This is a genomic window from Paenibacillus sp. CR_12 (assembly GCF_041953985.1).
GTDB classification, from domain to species: Bacteria; Bacillota; Bacilli; order Paenibacillales; family Paenibacillaceae; genus Paenibacillus_AQ; species Paenibacillus_AQ lautus_A.
In genome coordinates, this window is the sequence record NZ_JAVFHO010000005.1 from 601,531 (window position 1) to 620,774 (window position 19,244).

A 19,244-nucleotide genomic window follows, 5' to 3' on the forward strand; every position below is an offset into this window, starting at 1 on the left:
TCTGTAACATAATCTTACTGATTGTTTTATGCACGCTTAATCTCAGCCATCGACTCATCCACGGAAGTCCGTGGCTCTTTTGACAAATAACCGAAAAAGTGAGGGATTTCCATGCGTGACAACCCCCCTGCAGCTGCGGCCGAGAGCGACTTTCCCGTTAAAGCCGGCAATCCGGCACGGCGAGCCCTGATCGTTGCCGGCTATCATCGGCTTGCCGATCTTACCCGGGCGACGGAGAAAGAACTGCTTGCTCTTCACGGAGTTGGTCCAAAGGCGATCGGAGTATTGCGCGCCGCTTTGGCCGAGAAGGGTCTGGCCTTCAAAGAATAAAAAAAGAGTGAATACATAAGGTACCTGCATAGGATGGATCCCCAAGCCGCAAAAGGGTTCAGGGATCCATCACGTTTATGTTTGCTCCTATACGTCGAACCTTACCGAAGGTAGAACATTCACAAAAAACATATTTACATTTCTATAAAAATAGATATAATGAGCTTATGGATACCTTACAAACCATCAAAGCACTATCAAACGAGTCCCGGTTCAAAATCCTGGAGTGGCTGAAGCACCCGGAAGAACATTTTGATCCGCAGGAGCACATGCCTTCCAAATGTGATTTTCATGGCGGTATCTGCGTGGGCTCCATTTCAGAAAAAACAGGACTCGCTCAGTCGGTCGTTTCTGGCTACCTCGTAAAATTGCAAAAGGCTGGTCTACTGGAATCCCATCGAGCGGGCCAGTGGACATATTACAGACGTAATGAGGAGGGCATTAAGCGTTTTATCGAACAACTCAAGGAAGAGCTTTAGGCTTAAAAAGCAAATCAACCTGAAGATTAAGCTTAAAAGCTCTTTCTTTTTATCATATATATCTATTTTTATGAAAATACAGAAAAGCATATTAAACATATTGGAGGATTCCATACATGAGCAACCAAAATCAAAGTATCCGATCCACCGCATCCCTATTCGAGCCCTATACCATCGGTAACCTTACCCTGCCTTCCCGCGTGGTGATGGCTCCCATGACCCGAGGCTTCTCCCCGAATGGCGTTCCGGGCCCGGATGTGGCCGCTTACTACCGCCGGCGTGCGGAGAACGGCGTCGGATTGATCATTACCGAAGGAACGCTGATTAACCACCCGGCGGCTACCGATAACCCTAATATACCTAATTTCCATGGAGAGGCCGCATTGAACGGCTGGGCCGAGGTGGTCCGTCAGGTCCATGAAGCCGGCGGTAAGATCATGCCGCAAATTTGGCACATCGGCATGACAAGACCGCTAGGTGCCGAGCCTAACCCGGAAGCACTTCCGATCGGGCCATCCGGACTTGACCTGGACGGCAACGTCGTCACGAAACCCATGACCAAGGATGAAATCGAGCAGGTGATTCAAGCTTATGCCGATGCAGCCGCGAATGCCAAACGCCTTGGCTTTGACGGCGTAGAAATCCATGGTGCCCACGGTTACCTGATCGACCAATTCCTTTGGGAAAGAACGAACCGGCGTACCGATGAATACGGAGGCGACATGCTGAAGCGTGCCCGCTTTGCGATCGAAGTCGTAAAGGCAGTCCGTCAAGCGGTGGGTCCTGACTTCCCTGTTGCCATCCGTCTATCCCAATGGAAGACGACCCAATATGAAGCCAAGCTGGCAGATACGCCTGAAAAGCTAGGGCAGTTGTTAACCGCGCTGTCAGACGCTGGCGTCGACATATTCCACTGCTCGACCCGCCGCTTCTGGGAGCCTGAATTTGAAGGCTCTGACCTGAACTTTGCCGGATGGGCCAAGAAGCTGACTGGAAAAACGGTCATCACCGTCGGTTCCGTCGGTCTCGATGAAGTATTCACCAGCCTCTTCACCCAAGGTAAGGGTGCCGGCCAAAGAGACCTCGAAGAGCTGCTGAATCGTCTTGAGGAAAATGAATTTGACCTGGTTGCCGTCGGCCGTGCTCTGCTGGCGGATCCGCAATGGGCTGCCAAGGTTCGAGACGGGCGTTTCGACGAGCTTGCCCCTTTCACGCCGGAATCCTTGCAAACCCTGGTTTAATGCGATTTCAGCTCCCCAGCCCCCTTGGGACCTGAGCGCCGCATTAGATCTTCAAATACAAAACCGGAAGCAGACTGCTTCCGGTTTTTTTGCCGTATGCTGTTCATGGCTATTCGTCATGCAAAGCGGCTTGACGTTTGTAATGATCCTCGATGACCATGCAAGCCATCGCTTCGATCACGGGTACGACACGGGGACAGATGCAGGGATCGTGCCTGCCGATCGTCGTTATCTCCCGTTCATTACCCTCCACATCGACTGTCCGTTGGGGAATCGAAATAGAGGAAGTCGGCTTGACGACGACTCGGAACACGATGTCCGCCCCGGTGCTGATCCCGCCGATGATCCCGCCGGCATGGTTCGTCCGAAATCCCTCCGCGTCCATCTGGTCGTTATGTTCGCTTCCCCGCATGGAGGCGGCTTGGAAGCCCGTCCCGAATTCGATGCCCTTAATCGCTCCTACGGACAACATCGCCTTCGCCAGCTCAGCGTCAAGCTTGTCGAATACGGGTTCTCCCAATCCCGCAGCGATTCCGCTGATACGGCACTCGACGATTCCCCCGCAGCTGTCGCCCTCTTCGGCCAGTCGTTCGATCCTCTCGATCATGCGAACGGCCGCTTCAGGATCACATGCCCGTACAGCATTGCGTTCGATGGCATCGACGTCGAATTGCTCGCATCGGATGCCGCCGATCTCAGTCGTATAGGCCAGGATCGAGACCCCCCGACGTTCCAGAAGCTTGCGCGCCACAGCACCGGCAGCCACTCGCGCAGCCGTCTCCCTTCCCGAAGCTCTTCCGCTTCCTCGATAGTCGCGTATCCCGTATTTTTTCTCATAAGTGAAATCCGCGTGCCCGGGCCGATAGGCCGATTTGATGGTGTCGTATGCCGACGGGCGCATGTCGGTGTTGTTCAGCATGATGCACAGTGGCGTGCCCGTGGTTTTCCCGTCGAATAGCCCGGATACAATGCGGATCTTATCGTATTCCTTGCGGGGAGTCGTAACGGAGGATTGCCCCGGCCTTCTGCGATCCATCTGAATCTGGATGTAGGCCTCATCCAGCTCAACGCCAGGCGTGACGCCCTCCAAAATGACGCCGACTGCTTCTCCGTGCGATTCCCCGAACGTAGTCATTTTCAATCGTTCTCCAAACGTGCTTCCTGCCATGTCCCTACCTCCCGAATACTTTCGATTCCTTTTCATTTAGTTTAAGGGTATAGTTGAAATAAATGAAATCGTAATATCGTAGGGATGCCATAGAGAGGATTGATGACAAATGATCGCCAACACCGAATGGTATCGGGTGTTTCTGCATGCCGCCGAGACGTCCAATTTGACGAAAGCCGCTCAAAACCTCCATATGACGCAGCCTTCTGTGAGTTATGCCATCAAACAGCTGGAAGAAGCGCTCGGCGTGGGCCTGTTCGACCGATTATCCAAGGGTGTCCGCCTGACGCAAGAAGGCCAAGCCCTGTATCAGCATGTCCGGCAAGCCTTCAACGAACTCGATTCAGCCGAGCGCCGCTTGAAGAAGCTGAAGCAGTTCGGCGAAGGCAGGCTGAGGATCGGCGCGAACGGGGCTATCGTTAAGGACTTTCTCCTCTCCTTGCTCGACCGATTCCATGCCCGCTATCCCGACATCCGCATCCAGCTGTCACAGGAGCGAACCAGCAGCATCGTGGAGCGCTTAAAGAAAGGCTCGTTGGATCTCGGCTTTGTTCACCCTCCCGTATCGGACGAGGAAATCCATATCATCGACTCCCGTACTTCGCCTTATTGCGCCGTGGTTGGAACGGCCTTCGCAGATTGGGCTCGCAGGCCTCTACGGACGGAAGAATTGACGGAGCTTCCCCTCTTGTTGTTATCCCCTGGCAGCTCGACCCGATCCTTCATCGAAGGGTGGTTCCGATCGCAAGGGGTGGAAGTGGAAGCCGACTTCGAGTTGAACAGCCTGGACATGTTAGCGGAATTTGCCGAGCGCGGTTATGGAACAGCCTTCTTGCCGCGGGCCTTTGTCTCGCCCCGCATCGCGGAGGGTTCCTTGCTGGAGCTTCGAACAGATACTCGGTTACCGGATCGATATATCGGCGTCGCCGTTCGGAAGCACCAGTCGCCATCGCTGGCGGCAGGAGCATTTTTGGAGATGCTGCAGCAGAACTGACGATCTTCCGCCGACATTCCCAACTGAACAAGGCAGCCGGATGAACGGCTGCCTTTGCTTCGTTTGTATTGACTACGGTTTAGCAGATATAAGCTTGTCTGCTCATCAAGTCCTATCCAGGCAGGCTAAGCACCTGTTGAATACACACAAGAGCTGTTAGCTTTGAAAACTAACCGTAAGCCCTCACTTCAATAACCTCGGCATAATCAGAGCCGTTCGTGCGCTCCACCACCAATCGAAGCGCCGCGCATGGAACGGGCTCCTCCAAACGGTGGACAGTTCTCCGGCGGCGGTTCAACGCCTCCGAGGCAAGGGTGATCCACTTCCCTTCCGAATCCAGCGCTTCTAGTCTGTAGGCACGGACCAGCTCAGGGATGATGTCGAACGGCGTACGATGATGATGCAGATTGATCAGATCCTCGTTGACATCATCGTTGAAGATCAGGTGAATCTCGCGGACCGACTGCACTTCCTTCCACTCCAGCTTCAACCAAGGCGTCTCCCCGTCTGCGATTCGCTCCGATACCCACATATGCGGACCGCCGTAAGGACGCTTGTATCCATCAATGACATGCTCCGGTTGATAAGCCCTTGAACCGATCGCCGACCGCAGGCAGAACAGCTTGCGGACCAGCCCCTTCATGCTCCACTCCACCACCGGCTGGCTGTCATCATGGTCTTCCAACTCCTTGGAGACGCGGGCAGGCGCCCCCCGTTCGAAGGCAAGCAGCCCGCTCATCGGCTTGGACGACAAATACAGCGTCAGATCCGGATTTTTGCGCACGATGATAAAGGCGTTCTGCGGCTCCGCCGGCTGCCAATCAAGCTGGACGGGGACCCACTTTCCCTGCCCCGGCATGATCCGGACGGAGGTGCGAAATTCTAACGCGGCCGGCACGTAATTCTCCGGACGTCCCGTGCTCCAAACCTCCACCATCATGTCGGTCTCCTGCTCCGCATCCACCAGCCATGCCACCTCGCCCGCCAGCCCCGGATCGGCCGGCATCAGCACGGCGATGTCCCGCTCCAGCGGGTAAGGCGCCTCCGCCCCCTCGATCGCGATCCTGGACAGGTGGGACGATGCGCTGACCTTGGCGCTTCGGGCCAGATCCAGCGGATCGCGGTTTGCAACCCCGAGCACGGAGGCATCCTGCTTCAGCAGCGTCTGCCCAAGCTCCCCGCTCCGGCTGCGGGACAGCTCGCCCGGGGAGAGGCCGTGCTGGACGCACAGCGCCGCAGCCGTGCCGGCCGCTTCGCCCAGGACGGCGCAGGTCGCCATCACCCGCGTGGTGCCGAAGGCCACGTGGGTGGCGCTGATGTTGCGCCCGGCGAACAACAGGTTGGCCACGTTCGCCGAGTACAGGCTGCGGAACGGTATATGGTAATTCCCGTCCGCATGCATATGCTTCGAGCCGCTCTCTTCGGCGTACATGCCCTGCGGCGGATGCAGATCGATCGACCAGCCGCCGAAGGCCACCCGGTCCTCGAACGGCTCTTGGGCCATAATATCGTTTTGCGTGAGCACATAGTCGCCGACAAACCGGCGGTATTCCCGCTTACCCGGCTGAGCGCCGACCCACTCCAGCGTCATATTGGCGGCATCGAATTTGCCGGAATTTTTGATATAGTCCCATATGCCATATATGACTGACCACAGCTCATCGCGGATGCGCTCATTGTCATGCACGGTGTCGAGCTCGCCGCCCCATTCGATCCACCAGTAATGGCAGCCCGAGTCGCCGCTGCGGATGACCCGTTTGATCGGGATCGGCGTCTGCGTAATATCCTTGGCAAAGACGGGCGGCACGAATTTTACCGGATGTCCGGCATCCTTCGTGTAGAACAGCAGCGTGCTGCCGAGTGTCACATCGTCCGCCGTCTCCGGCGCCCACTCTTCCCCGTATTCATCGCGCGCTTCCCGTCCGAGCCGGTATTTCGCTCCCGCCAGGAATCCGACCAGCCCGTCCCCCGTGCAATCCAGGAACACGGGACTCTCAAACCGGATGCGCCGCTCCGAGCCCATCATCCAACCGGTAACCGAACGGATCTGCCGCGCGTCAGAATCTCCGTCCGCTTCTACCTCATGCACGTCCGTATTCAAGAACAGGGTGATGTTCGGCTCGGCTCGCACGGTCTCCAGCACGATCAAATCCCATAGATACGGGTTGCCGTCCGGATTCCGGTACTGGTTCTCCACGAACATCTCGCCCATAATGCCGGTTTCCCGGGCATAGCGGTTGATCCCGTGGGCCGTCGCGCCGCATACCCATACGCGCACCTCGCTGCTGGAGTTGCCGCCCAGAACCGGGCGGTTCTGCACGAGCGCTACCTTTTGTCCGAGCCTCGCGGCCGCCACCGCCGCGCAGACCCCTGCCAAACCGCCGCCAATCACCGTTATGTCGCTTACTTCCGTTTCGTTTCTCATGCTCTTTCTCCTTTCATTTTCGTCCAGCTCATCTATGGACATGGATTATGGGCTATCCTTTTACAGCCGAGCTCGCCACGCCCTGAATGATATATTTCTGACCGATCAGGAACACGAGAATCATCGGAATGATACCTGCGGTCGCCGCCGCCATCATGCCGTTATAATCCACCGTATTTTCGAGGATGAAATTTTGCAGCCCCAGCGGAACGGTATACAGATCCTGATCGATCAAGAATACCAAGGCGTTCTCGTAATCGTTCCAGTGCCAGGAGAAATCGATAATGGCCAGCGTGGCCAGCGAGGGTTTCGCCATCGGCAGAATGATCCGGGAAAAAATGCGGAAATGTCCTGCTCCGTCGATAAAGGCAGCTTCCGAAATTTCATGCGGTACGGAGAGGAAGAACTGCCGCATCATGAACACCCCGAATATCGTGAATACGCCCGGCAATATCAGAGCCCAATGCGTGTTGTAAATGCCGACCCAGTCGAACATGATGAACTTCGGCACAAACAGGACCTGAGGAGGGACCATCATCATCGACAAATAGATCATGAACATGGCATTCCGTCCCTTGAACTCGATCCGGGCAAAACCGTAAGCGGCTAAAGCAGACAGCAATACCGCGCCGACGGTGCTGATCAAGGCGACCTTAAGCGAGTTGAGGTAGTAGTGGCCAAAGCTGTTCGCTCCGGTCCACACTTTCACATGATGATCCCACATGAATTGGGCGGGAATCCACTTAATCGGGTACTGGAATACTTCCGCCGGCATCTTGAACGAGGTGCTGATCATCCAGAGGAAAGGAACGATCATAACCACGCTGAAGAACAGCATAATGAACGTGACGATTATTTTGGTGTATAAGGCTTTGGTCATTGTCCTTCCTCCTTAATAGTGAACCCAGCGCTTCTGGCCGATCCATTGAATGACGGTGAAGATCATGATGATCAAGAACAGCGCCCAGGAGATCGCGGATGCATAACCCATTTCGTAGTAGCGGAAGGCATTCTGGTATATGAACAGGGATAACACGGTGGTGCTGTTGCCCGGGCCCCCTTGCGTAATGGCTTGAATGATCCCGAACTGCTTGATGGTCATAATGAGTCCGGTAATAAGCAGCAGGAAGGTCGTGGGGCTGACGAGCGGCCACAGAATGCTGCGAACCGTTTGCCAGGCGCGGGCCCCGTCGATTTTGGCAGCCTCCAGCAGCTCCGTTGAGACCTCCTGCAGCGCGGCCAGGTAGATGATCATGTTATAACCGAGCATGAACCAGATCCAGATGATGTCGATGGCATACATGGACGAATCCATGGTGGACAGCCATCCCGGGGGATTGGTTATCCCGAACGACTTGAGGATTCCGTTGATCGGGCCGTTATTCGGATGGAACAGCAGCATCCATACGAAAGCCACGGCGACGCCGCTGGTGATGTAAGGCATGAAATATAAGGCGCGGAGCAGCTTTTTTAAATACACCGAGCGGTTCAGAACCACGGCAACGATGAAAGCCAGTCCGATCGATATAGGAACGGATAACAGAAAGAACAGCGTATTTTTGATCGAAATGTAGAAGACCTCGTCGCCCAGCATTTTTTGAATGTTGGCCAGGCCCACGAACTTCGTGTCCGAGCTCATAAATTTGTAGTCCGTAAACATGAGATAGAACGAATACAAGGCTGGCACAATAAAAAACAGCATCACGCCGACCATGTTTGGCCCTATAAACAGATAGCCGAGATACTGTTGCCGTTTCATCCAGGATGTTTTCACATAGCCCCACTCCTCTTGGTCTTTTTCATCTCAAGCATAGCAGTCGGGACCAAGCGGGGATAAGGAACAAAACCTTTGAATTTATGCTACAGAAGTATGCAATTCCAGGGTTGTGAATTTCAGCGTCTCCGTAGATTTGTTCTATGGCCGACGAGAAAAAAAGCGGCAATCAACCCCCAGCCCGGATCATGCCGAGATAGGCAGTGTCGAAGCCGAACAAAAAGGGGACCGCCGCCCGAAGCGATAGTCCCCTTCTATTGGAGCCGACAGCTCCTTATTTGCCTTCTTTTAAAAACGTATTGTGCCGGTTCACCATGGCCTCCAGCGTTTGATCGAGCGATTGGGCGTTAAGGAAATACTTCTCATACTCCTGAGCCCGCATATCCATCACCTCTTGCGGCAAGCTCCTAACGTACGTAGGCGTTTTGTCTTCGAACATGACGTGCATCAAGGAATCCAGGTCATACGTGTCTTTCTTATCACCGAGCAGGTTATTTAACGCCTCATCCTGATCGGCGTCCTTCGAAGCCGGCAATCTTCCGCCCGCGGCCATAGGAGCCATGCCTCCGTCCGCATACCACTTCAGGAATTCCCAAGCTTCCGCTTGTTTTTTGGATTTGGCATTAATGGAGATGTAATCACCGAGGCCGCCCCTTGTCACGTAGCTGTCCGCGCTGTCCGTTAGTCTCGGCACTTGAGCGAACGCGATAGTGAAGTCGCGCGGGAAGTCCGTAAAGTTATTCGAACTTCGCAGCAGCCAGGCCCCGATATTCAGCATAGGCACTTCCCCGCTCAGGAACACTTGCTCCACCGGCATTTTGGAAGTCAGCTGCTCTCCAAGCGGCGGCGTGGTCTTGTCCTCCTTCATCATGACGTTCAGGGTTTCCAGCCATTTTTTGACCAGCGGGTGGTCCAGATTCGAAGTTCCGTCCGCCTTGGTGTACCCCTCTTGCGATAACACCGAATCAATCGGATCGACGAACGGCTCCATATTTTGAATAAATCCGTAGTTATTGCCGACTTTGAGCTTCTTGGCATATTCGCGCAGTTCATCCCACGTCCAGTCCTTCGGAACGGGCAGGCCGGCCGCATCAAGGGCATCCTTGTTCAGCGCGACGAAGAAGGCGCTTTTCGTGGTCGGCATCCCGTAATACTTCCCGTTGATTTTCCAGCCTTCGGCGTCGGGCCCCATTTTCTCGTCGATATTGTAATCGTCGAATTGGCTCAGATCCAAGGCCAAATTGGACTCCACCCGTTTGGACGTTTGAGAAAGCGTGTAGTTCACGAACAGGTCGACATCCTGCCCTGTAATCATGGCTGTATCGAGCTTCAGGTTCCCGTCATCGTCATTGACGTAGCGGACATACTCGACTTGAATATCGGGATGCTCGGCATTCCACGCGTCGATGACCTCTTGCGGTCCGGCCTCCGGCGGTACGCCGCCCCACATGGTTAGTTTGACCGGATCGCCTGATGAAGGCGCTTTCGAATTGTCCGTTCCTTGTCCCTCATTCGCGGATGACGCTGTTTTGCCGCCGCAGCCTGCAAGAAGACCCATTAGCAATACGCCGATGAGAAGCATCGCCCATCCTTTTTTATTTCTCACATTAGAGACCTCCCCGAGAATCATATTGGTGTGATGCCCTCTCATCGTAGCAGGGAACGGGAGCCGCTTTTAAGCTACATATCCATTCAGATAATGGAACAAAACGATGGAATTCCTGTTTCGGCGAATCCTATGCCCTGCATAGAATCGTTCTATTTAGCGTCTTTGTTGTGTTGTCTGTATTTGCTCGGCGTGAAGCCGGTCAACCGCTTGAATATCTTTATAAAATAATTGTCGTTCACGAACCCCACCCGAAGGCCGATCTCGTGAACAGGGAGGTCGGTTTGAAGCAAATACGCGATGGCTTTATCCACCCGGACCTGGTGCAAATAATGAATCAAGGTGCGTCCGGTCTTTTTCTTGAAGAGCGCGCTGACGTAATTCTCGCCCATCATCACGTAGCCCGACATCGATTTTACCGTAATGTCCTGCTCGTAGTGCTCATGGATGTACTGCAATATTTTCTGTACTTCCGGGTGCGACGTGATTTCCTTGGGGGAGGCATGATGCGCCGGCTGTGACGGCATCGTCTCCGTGGACGCGACCGGAATCGAAACAGGTTGGCTTGGGTTCGGGCTCGGGTTACTCTTGGTCAGCTCGGCATTCATTTTGTGCAGCGTTTCCCGCAGCGTATTCACGCTCATCGACAGCTTCAGGATATAGTTGGATGCCCCGTATTCCATCGCTTGCCGGACATACTCGAATTCACTCATGCAGGTCAGCATCACGAACTTTGAGGCATACCCTTCTTCCCGGGTTCTGCGGAGGAGCTCCACGCCGTCCATCTCCGGCATCACGATATCGGTCAGCACGAGATCGGGCGGATTGCTCCGGATCATCTCCAGCGCCTCGGCGCCGTTGCCTGCCTCTCCCGCCACCTTGAATCCAAGCTCCTCCCACGCGATGATCTCCCGCACGGACTCTCGCACAAACACCTCATCCTCCACCAGCAGCACCTTCCACATAGGTCTCCCCTCCTCGAAGCTTTTTAAAATCCGAATCCAAGCCTACACAGGCTAGAGACGAATAATCTGCCCGTTATGATGAAATCAAGTGATCGTTCTGATAAGGCGTTGAGATTAACAGCGGGATAGAAAATCGAATTCGCGTTCCCCGCTCCGAAGATATAATCTCCATGCTGCCCTCTTCTTTAAATAGCAGCCGCAGCAGCTCTTGCACATTGTTGAGACCGATGCCCGGACGTTTACGCATTCCGCCCGCCTGCCGGGACTGCTCCATGCCGACGCCGTTGTCCTTGATCTCCACCGCCAATCGATTCGGTCCCTCCCGGGTAACCGTAATTTCAATGAGACCCTCCTGCTCCGGCAGCGGCCCGATTCCGTGTAGGATGGCATTCTCCACGAGCGGCTGCAGGCAGAGCTTGGGCACAAGCGCATAGAGGATGTCCTCATCATACGCAAAGGTCACGTCAAAACGGTGATTATAACGCACCTGCTGAATATGGACGTAAGCCTGCACCAGCTCGATTTCATCCTTCAGGTGCACCAGATCCTTCTCCGTATTCAGGCTCGCCTCCAGCAGCTTGCCCAGAGACAGGGTGATATTCGTGATATCCTCATTCCCGTGGCGAATGGCACTCCACTTGACCGTATTTAGCGTATTGAGCAGAAAATGCGGGTTCATCTGAGCCAGCAGCATATGAAAATGCACCGCTTCCTTCTGCCTTTCCTCGGCCTTCAATCGCTGAATCAGCATATCCATGTCGTTGAGCATGGAATTGAACGTCTGCGTCAGCTCCAGAATCTCGCCCCGGAACTTGTGCTCCGGCAGACGGATCTTCAGATTGTTGCGGACAACCGCCTTCATCTTATTCTGCAAATGGGATAACGGCCGGGTAATCGTGGCGGCAATAATGAAGGTCATGATGAGGAAAGCGCCGGTCAGCAGGAAAAAGGTCATGAAATATTGGCGCTTCAGCTCCTCGATCTCGTTAAAGAGCACCGTCAGCGGAATCCGGTTCACGATATACCAATCCAGCGATTCCACGTAAATGTAATTCACCAGGGTGTTGGAGGTTTTATCGATAAAATACTTCTGCCTGGGCTCGGCCGCAATCCTGGCTTTCACCTCGCCGGTCAGACTGCTGTTCAAGATCGATTGGGATACGTTCTCGCCAGCGCTCGTAATCAAGAAATACTCCTGCCGCAGCGTCGACTGCTTCAATACCGATTGAAACCAGAAGGAGTAGTCGATGCTGATCCGGGCCATGCCGTACGGCTTGTTGCGGGGAGTTTCCATGTAAGCGTACAGCGACAGCAGGTAAGGACTCGTCGAGATATCCCGCAGCACGTAGTTCGCATCGCTGGAAACCCAATGATACGACACGCCATCCATCTGTTCCCTATCAAAGCCAGGGTTGTCCCGCAGTTTCCTGTAATCGAGGGCCTCCCTGGGAGAATAAGAAGTGTAAGCGTTGCCATGAAAGTCGAGAATCGTGAAGTAGACTGACGGATTATATAGGAAAAAGCTGTTGTTCAAATTTTTGAACTTTTCCTCCATCAGGTTTTTGTTCTCGAGCCCCTGCCGCTGTCCGGGATGGGTCAGCACGGAGGCCACCGTCGAATCCTGCTCCAGAAATATCAGCGTTTTGAAGGCTACGCTCAACTGATCCTCCAGCGTTCGATACATCTGCTCCAGCTGGCTGTGGCTCTGCTGGCTGATTTTCTCCTGGACCAAGGTCTCAATCCGCTGGTAGTTGTACAAATTCAAAATGCCGAAAGGCAGCAGTATGACCAGAACGAACGCGGCAAACAGACGGTATTTCAGCTTGTGTGGAAACAGGGATCGTATTCGGTTCAGCACCCTCCCGCACTCTCCTTTTCGCTCGCTTGTTCTTCAATTATATCAGCACCGGTTCGCTTGAGAATGACAATGCCTGAAATTGCATGGATATGTGCGGTCGATGCCGGGGGCAGGCGCAGTGGATGTGTAGATTTGTTCTATTTTTATCAGACAAAAAAGACCAAACTCTCCGAGAGAGCTTGGTCCTCATCGATTGCATCAACGCATTTCGTGCTCAAGCGCGTTAACGATCGCGCCCGCTAACGTCGAGGTCAGCCACTCCCGATCATGCGTGTTGCATTTGATATCGGATTTAAGGACTTACTTTTCCATCAGCATTTCAAAGCAATTTAACAGCAGCACATACGTCTGCTCAAAGGTGAGCTCCCCTTTCGGGTTAAACTGATTCTTGGCCATGCCGTTCATTAAAGAGAGGTTTATCGCTTGGTATACTTGTTCCTTCGCCCATGGCGAGATGCTGCTGTCGTCCGCGAACCGAGAAGCCGAAACGGATCCGGTTGATGCCGCTCTGCCTTTCAATTCATTCGTCTTGGCATACACCTGAAGGATCAGCGCGGCAGCCTGTTCTCTGGTGATGGTCGCTCGCGGCGAGAAGGATTGCGGCGATGTGCCGTTGATGATACCGTTTTGGCTTGCCCACGTCACGGTCCAATCATCGACGTCCTTAAACGGGGTCTTAACGCCGGTGACGTCCATATAAAGATCCTGTCCCAGCATGGTCTCGATCATATGTACCGCCATCTCCGTAAACTCCACTCTGGTAATCGGCTGCTGGTAGGATCGGTCAAACGGCCAGCCGATAATGCCATTCGCTTTTGCCTTCATGTAATCCGCTTGAGCCCAGTTACTCACTTTGCCATCAGCCGGACCGTCATTCACGTTAACGTGGACCCGGCTTCTTGACTCCAGATAATCATTGACAGAGATCCATGTCGATCCCTTGCCTACGGCTTTGACCTTGCCGTTTGCATCAATCTCCACGATCCGGTTATCTCCGCTTTTGAACGTATTGCCGCTGGTCTGCAGTCCGTCGGTGAGGCCCATTTGAAGGGTTTCCCCCTTTTGAAGCTGAATATCGTAGCGGGCCAACAAACCAGGCATCATTTTGAAAAACGTCGTGGTGAACTCAACCTGTGCCGCGCTTCCGGAAGCGGTATATAGACCCGTGATCTGAACGGTGAAGGCATCGTCCGACGCAAAATCGCCTATGCCGTCAGGCCTAAAAATGACGGCAAACGGCACGCCGTAATAGCTGGTCTGCACATTGAAATATTTGCCCGATTTATCGTTGTCGCTTTTGTCAAAGCTCCACTCTTTCCCGTCCCTGACACGGGTCAATTTCACTTGAACCTGATCCGTTCTTGTCCGGTCATACTTTTGCGGGTTCAACGACACCGACCATGGATCGTTTGTCTTAAAAACCTCTTCCGGAAAATATCCTGCAGACGGCCAGGCGATGTAATCATACTGAACTTCGGAAGCCGGGCGGCCCTTGTCCATCGAGTACATCGACGCATAGGCAACGTTGTTGGCGGTATGTACCATACCGAACATGGTCTGTTTCATCTCCGGATTGATGATCCACCGGCGGTGTCCGACGCGATCGATATTCGTAGCCCCGCTATCCGCCATATAACCAAGGACATTGTCATAAAAGGTCGGGCTGCCCCCGTAAAGGTTGCTTGTCCTCGCTCCTTCCTTCGCTGAAGCGTACAGCGAATCGTCCATGCCGGCCGGCATGGTTGGATAATGGCTCAGCTTTTGATGCAGAGCGTTTACAAGCGCTGCCGCCTGCTGCTGCCCTGCAAGCGAAGGGTTGGCCGTCACGTCATCGGGCAGGCCGGATAGGTACCTTACAAAGTTGACGGCGCGAATGCCGTCCTCGATATATTCCGGTTTTATCGTCCCTGCCTTATAGGGTACGGCGACGCTTGGCGATTCCATGTAAATTCGTTCAGGCCCCATGTAGGATGTGCCAGTATCCATGGGTTTGTACTGCTGCCATTTATTCAGGATATCCTGCTTCGTTCGATCTCCCGTCAGCTGCTGAACGTCAGCTGCATGGGCATCGGGGGCCGATAAGACTGCTGCGATCAGCATAGCCGCAGGCAGAATCAGCCATTTTCTCGATCGTTGGAGTGATCGTTTCATAGATTCAAGCCACCTTACTTCTAGTATTTTTCCTATAACTTCCGTCTTCATCATTATAACGGCAAATATAGGAAACTTGAACTATAAAAAGATAGGCTTGTAGATCTAATAGAGTATTCCTTTCGTCGCACAGCTTATTTCATTTCAGCTTCCCGATTTTAACAGCAACCGGAGACGATATACGCACCGTCCCACGGTACGATACCAGAGTGTGCAGCCCTCGATCTCTTCTTCTCCCACGCCCAAAAGCCCGGTTCATGTAACTTCACAGAGCTGGGCTTTCTTCTTTGCACTCCTATGAAATACTCACAATTGGCTGCACGCCTCCTCCCCTGCCCAGGTGCGTATATCGGTGGAGGAGCAACGCGTTCGCCTTTAAAATCGGGAAGCTTCCTCAGCCTATTCCATTCCAGCTTCCCGATTTTAACAGCGACCGGAGACGATATACGCACCGCCCCACGGCACGATACTAGAGTGTGCAGCCCCAACCCTGCAGCTCCTCAAATCAATGCAAAAAAGCCCAGCTCCCTCAAAGGCAGGAGCCGGGCTTTCTCTTATTTCAATTATTTTTGCTTCAGGTTGTAGAACGACTTCAAGCCGTTGTATTGAGCAAGCTCGCCCAATTGGTCTTCGATGCGAAGCAATTGGTTGTATTTCGCCACACGGTCGGTACGGGAAGGAGCACCCGTTTTGATTTGGCCTGCGTTAGTAGCCACTGCGATATCAGCAATCGTGCTGTCCTCGGACTCACCGGAACGGTGGGAGATGACAGCCGTGTATCCTGCGCGTTTTGCCATTTCGATCGCATCGAAAGTTTCAGTCAATGTACCGATTTGGTTTACTTTGATCAGGATGGAGTTACCGATACCCTCGTTGATGCCTTTTTCCAGACGCTCCGTGTTCGTAACGAACAGGTCGTCACCCACGAGTTGAATTTTGTTGCCCAATTTCTCGGTGAGCAATTTCCAACCTTCCCAATCGTCCTCGGAGCATCCGTCTTCGATGGTTACGATCGGGTATTTGTCTACCCAAGAAGCGAGCAGGTCAACGAATTCTGCCGGCGTGAAGGATTTGCCTTCGCCTTCCAGAACATACTTGCCATCTTTGAAGAACTCGGTGGAAGCAACGTCCATACCCAGCAATACATCTTCGCCTGGCTTGTAGCCGGCTTTTTCGATCGCTTCGATGATGGAAGACAGTGCATCTTCGTTGGACGTGAAGTTAGGAGCGAAGCCACCTTCGTCACCAACCGCCGTGTTCAGGCCTTTGCCCTTCAGAACGGATTTCAGGTTGTGGAAGATTTCAGCGCCCATGCGAAGAGCTTCTTTGAAGCTAGGTGCGCCAACAGGCAATACCATGAATTCTTGTACGTCAACGTTGTTGTCCGCGTGAGCGCCACCGTTCACGATGTTCATCATAGGTACTGGAAGTTGTTTGGCGTTGAATCCGCCAAGGTATACATATAGCGGAAGATCCAAAGCATCAGCAGCAGCGCGAGCTACAGCCATGGATACGGCCAAGATGGCGTTCGCACCCAATTTGCCTTTGTTTGGCGTACCGTCCAAAGCGATCATCAGCTTGTCGATGCCGAGCTGGTCCAGAGCGTCCATGCCGATCACTTCAGGAGCGATGATTTCGTTCACGTTCTCAACGGCTTTCAGAACGCCCTTGCCCAGGTAACGGGATTTGTCGTCGTCGCGAAGCTCAACCGCTTCGTGAACGCCAGTGGAAGCACCGGATGGAACGATAGCGCGACCGATTGCACCGGATTCCAGGTATACTTCAACCTCTACGGTTGGATTGCCGCGGGAGTCAAGGACTTCGCGTGCATATACATCAGAAATAATAGTCATGTGTATAGTCTCCTTTGAAATGTTATGTTTATGTTCCATTATGAACTACTTATTTACGTGCTGCAATCATGGAGGTTCCCGTCATCTCGTCAGGCTTCGGCAGCCCCATCAGATCAAGAATCGTTGGCGCGATGTCGGCCAGAATACCGCCTTCACGCAGCGTTACGTTCTCATCCGTTACGATGAACGGAACCGGGTTCGTGGTATGCGCGGTGAATGGACGGCCATTCTCATCGAATACCATGTCCGCATTTCCGTGGTCAGCCGTAATGATAACCACGCCGCCTTTGGCAAGAACGGCATCCACCACTTTGCCAACGCACTCGTCGGTGGTTTCTACCGCTTTAACGGTAGGCTCCAGCATACCGGAGTGACCTACCATGTCCGGGTTCGCGAAGTTCAAGATGATCGCGTCATGCTTATCCGCTTCGATTTCTCTCACGCAAGCATCCGCCACCTCATAGGCACTCATCTCCGGCTTCAGATCGTACGTCGCCACTTTCGGCGAGTTGATCAATACGCGCGTTTCGCCTGGAAGCTCAACATCGCGTCCGCCGCTGAAGAAGAACGTCACGTGCGGGTACTTCTCCGTTTCCGCAATGCGAAGCTGCTTCTTGTTGTGCTGAACCAGCACTTCGCCCAGCGTGTTGTCCAGATCCTTCGGCTTGTAGGCGACGAAGCCTTCCACCGTCTCGCTGAACAGCGTCAAGCAGACAAAATGCAAGCTTTGCGGGAACTTCGGTCCGCGATCGAAACCACGGAAATCTTTGTTCGTGAACACTTGGGACAGCTGGATCGCACGGTCAGGGCGGTAGTTCAGGAAGATGACGGAATCTCCGCTCTCCACCAGACTTACCGGTTCTCCCGCGCCATTTACCATGACGGTCGGCTCTACGAATTCATCATAAACCGATTTCTCGTAGGATTCGGTGATGGCTTTCAGCGGATCCGTATATTTAGGGCCTTCGCCGTACACCATCGCACGGTAAGCCTTCTCGACGCGGTCCCAACGCTTGTCGCGGTCCATTGCGTAGTAACGACCGGAAAGCGTAGCGATTTGGCCAACGCCCACTTCCTCAATCTTCGCAATCAGATCCTTAACGAACTGCTTGCCGCTGTCCGGTGCCACGTCGCGTCCATCCATGAAACCATGGATGTATACGTCATGGAAATCTTCCTTCTTGCAAAGATCCAGCATCGCAAACATGTGCTCAATGTGACTGTGAACGCCACCGTCGGATACCAGCCCGTACAGATGCAGCTTCTTGTTGTTGTTCTTGGCAGCGCGAACGGCTTCCACCAGCGTTTCGTTCTCGAAGAATTCTCCTTCGCGAATCGACTTCGTGATGCGGGTCAAATCCTGATACACGATCCGGCCTGCGCCGATGTTCAAGTGACCCACTTCGGAGTTCCCCATTTGACCTTCCGGCAAGCCTACGGCTTCGCCGCAAGCGGTCAACGTGGTGTTCGGATATTGCTTCAAATACCGGTCGTAGTTAGGCTTGTTCGCTTGAGCGACCGCATTGCCCACCTCGGTGTTGCGAAGCCCGAAACCGTCCATGATGATCAGAGCTACGGGTTTTGGAGCAGACATTTACTTCGCCCCCTCAACGAGTGCGATGTAGGAAGCAGGTTGTAGACTTGCACCACCAACGAGCGCGCCGTCGATGTCGCTTTGTCCCATATACTCCGCTACATTTTCAGGTTTCACGCTGCCGCCGTATTGAATGCGAACTTGGTCTGCAACGGTTTCGCCGTACAGGCCTTTAACGAGTTCGCGAATATAGGCGATGACTTCGTTCGCATCCTCTGCCGTGGAGGATTTGCCCGTTCCGATTGCCCAGATTGGCTCGTAAGCAATAACGACATGAACCGCTTGATCAGCAGGAACACCTGCGAACGCTGCTTCCGTTTGTACTTTGCACACGTCTTTGGTTTGGCCGGCTTCGCGTTCTTCCAGCTTCTCGCCAACGCATACGATCGGAAGAAGACCATGACGGAATGCCGCATGTACCTTCTTGTTCACGATCTCATCGGTTTCAGCAAAATACTGACGGCGCTCGGAATGTCCAATAATGACGTAGTCCACGCCCAGGTCTTTCAGCATCAAGCCGCTGATTTCACCCGTAAAGGCGCCATTGTCTTCGAAATGAAGATTTTGTGCACCGATTTTGATGTTCGTGCCCTTTGCCGCTTCAACCAATGCAGGAAGATTGGTAAACGGCGCGCAGATCACGCTTTCCACGCCTTCTACTTCCGCTTTGCCCTTCACATCTTCAATAAATGAAGTTGCTTCCGGAACAGTTTTGAACATTTTCCAGTTACCAGCTATGATAGGTGTTCTCACACGATTCACTCCTTTATTCCCCCGAAGATTCTCCAGGGTCCAAACTTCATCCA

Annotated in this window: 15 protein-coding genes; 4 read left to right on the top strand and 11 right to left on the bottom strand. The window is 53.5% G+C overall.

The features are described 5' to 3' along the window. Window positions 1-111: 111 nt before the first annotated feature. The 3 genes from RB297_RS21310 (at window position 112) to RB297_RS21320 (ending at window position 2,050) form a co-directional block, all read left to right on the top strand. Window positions 112-330, top strand: a complete 219-nt coding sequence (locus RB297_RS21310; RefSeq protein ID WP_090910343.1) for a helix-hairpin-helix domain-containing protein — start codon at window positions 112-114, stop codon at window positions 328-330. A 167-nt stretch (window positions 331-497) separates the two neighbouring features. Then, a complete protein-coding gene (locus RB297_RS21315; protein WP_090910344.1) occupies window positions 498-809 on the top strand; it encodes an ArsR/SmtB family transcription factor in 312 nt (103 codons plus the stop codon). A gap of 116 nt (window positions 810-925) precedes the next feature. Beyond that, a complete protein-coding gene (locus RB297_RS21320; protein ID WP_096777153.1) occupies window positions 926-2,050 on the top strand; it encodes an NADH:flavin oxidoreductase in 1,125 nt (374 codons plus the stop codon). A gap of 109 nt (window positions 2,051-2,159) precedes the next feature. Here RB297_RS21320 and aroC read toward each other — a convergent pair whose 3' ends face one another. Beyond that, complete coding sequence (aroC, locus tag RB297_RS21325) at window positions 2,160-3,218, bottom strand: chorismate synthase (protein WP_192570086.1); 1,059 nt, start codon at window positions 3,216-3,218, stop codon at window positions 2,160-2,162. A gap of 109 nt (window positions 3,219-3,327) precedes the next feature. Between aroC and RB297_RS21330 the strand changes: the two genes are divergently transcribed. Then, on the top strand, window positions 3,328-4,212 hold the full coding sequence (locus RB297_RS21330) for a LysR family transcriptional regulator (protein ID WP_375121381.1): 885 nt from the start codon (window positions 3,328-3,330) through the stop codon (window positions 4,210-4,212). 169 nt (window positions 4,213-4,381) lie between these two features. On the opposite strand, the gene RB297_RS21335 is transcribed toward RB297_RS21330, so the two are convergent. The 10 genes from RB297_RS21335 to tpiA form a co-directional block, all read right to left on the bottom strand. Beyond that, on the bottom strand, window positions 4,382-6,637 hold the full coding sequence (locus RB297_RS21335; protein WP_375121382.1) for an FAD-dependent oxidoreductase: 2,256 nt from the start codon (window positions 6,635-6,637) through the stop codon (window positions 4,382-4,384). Between the two features lie 52 nt (window positions 6,638-6,689). Then, complete coding sequence (locus RB297_RS21340) at window positions 6,690-7,517, bottom strand: carbohydrate ABC transporter permease (protein ID WP_012818444.1); 828 nt, start codon at window positions 7,515-7,517, stop codon at window positions 6,690-6,692. A 12-nt stretch (window positions 7,518-7,529) separates the two neighbouring features. After that, entirely contained in the window at window positions 7,530-8,411 is an 882-nt protein-coding gene (locus RB297_RS21345) for a carbohydrate ABC transporter permease (RefSeq protein ID WP_009593631.1), read from the bottom strand. Between the two features lie 274 nt (window positions 8,412-8,685). After that, the gene (locus RB297_RS21350; RefSeq protein WP_096777149.1) at window positions 8,686-10,017 is read right to left on the bottom strand and encodes an ABC transporter substrate-binding protein; all 1,332 of its coding nucleotides are present in this window, start codon (window positions 10,015-10,017) and stop codon (window positions 8,686-8,688) included. Window positions 10,018-10,169: 152 nt separating this feature from the next. Next, on the bottom strand, window positions 10,170-10,982 hold the full coding sequence (locus tag RB297_RS21355; RefSeq protein ID WP_375121383.1) for a response regulator: 813 nt from the start codon (window positions 10,980-10,982) through the stop codon (window positions 10,170-10,172). Between the two features lie 73 nt (window positions 10,983-11,055). Continuing rightward, complete coding sequence (locus RB297_RS21360; protein ID WP_213579914.1) at window positions 11,056-12,840, bottom strand: sensor histidine kinase; 1,785 nt, start codon at window positions 12,838-12,840, stop codon at window positions 11,056-11,058. 300 nt (window positions 12,841-13,140) lie between these two features. Next, window positions 13,141-14,991 carry an S-layer homology domain-containing protein gene (locus tag RB297_RS21365; protein ID WP_375121384.1) on the bottom strand — a complete coding sequence of 617 codons (1,851 nt, stop codon included), beginning with the start codon at window positions 14,989-14,991 and terminating at the stop codon, window positions 13,141-13,143. Between the two features lie 563 nt (window positions 14,992-15,554). Further along, on the bottom strand, window positions 15,555-16,844 hold the full coding sequence (gene eno, locus RB297_RS21370) for a phosphopyruvate hydratase (RefSeq protein WP_009593642.1): 1,290 nt from the start codon (window positions 16,842-16,844) through the stop codon (window positions 15,555-15,557). A gap of 49 nt (window positions 16,845-16,893) precedes the next feature. Next, on the bottom strand, window positions 16,894-18,438 hold the full coding sequence (gene gpmI, locus RB297_RS21375; protein WP_012818439.1) for a 2,3-bisphosphoglycerate-independent phosphoglycerate mutase: 1,545 nt from the start codon (window positions 18,436-18,438) through the stop codon (window positions 16,894-16,896). Next, window positions 18,439-19,191, bottom strand: a complete 753-nt coding sequence (gene tpiA / locus RB297_RS21380; protein WP_012818438.1) for a triose-phosphate isomerase — start codon at window positions 19,189-19,191, stop codon at window positions 18,439-18,441. It abuts the gene before it with no gap. Between the last annotated feature and the right edge of the window lie 53 nt (window positions 19,192-19,244).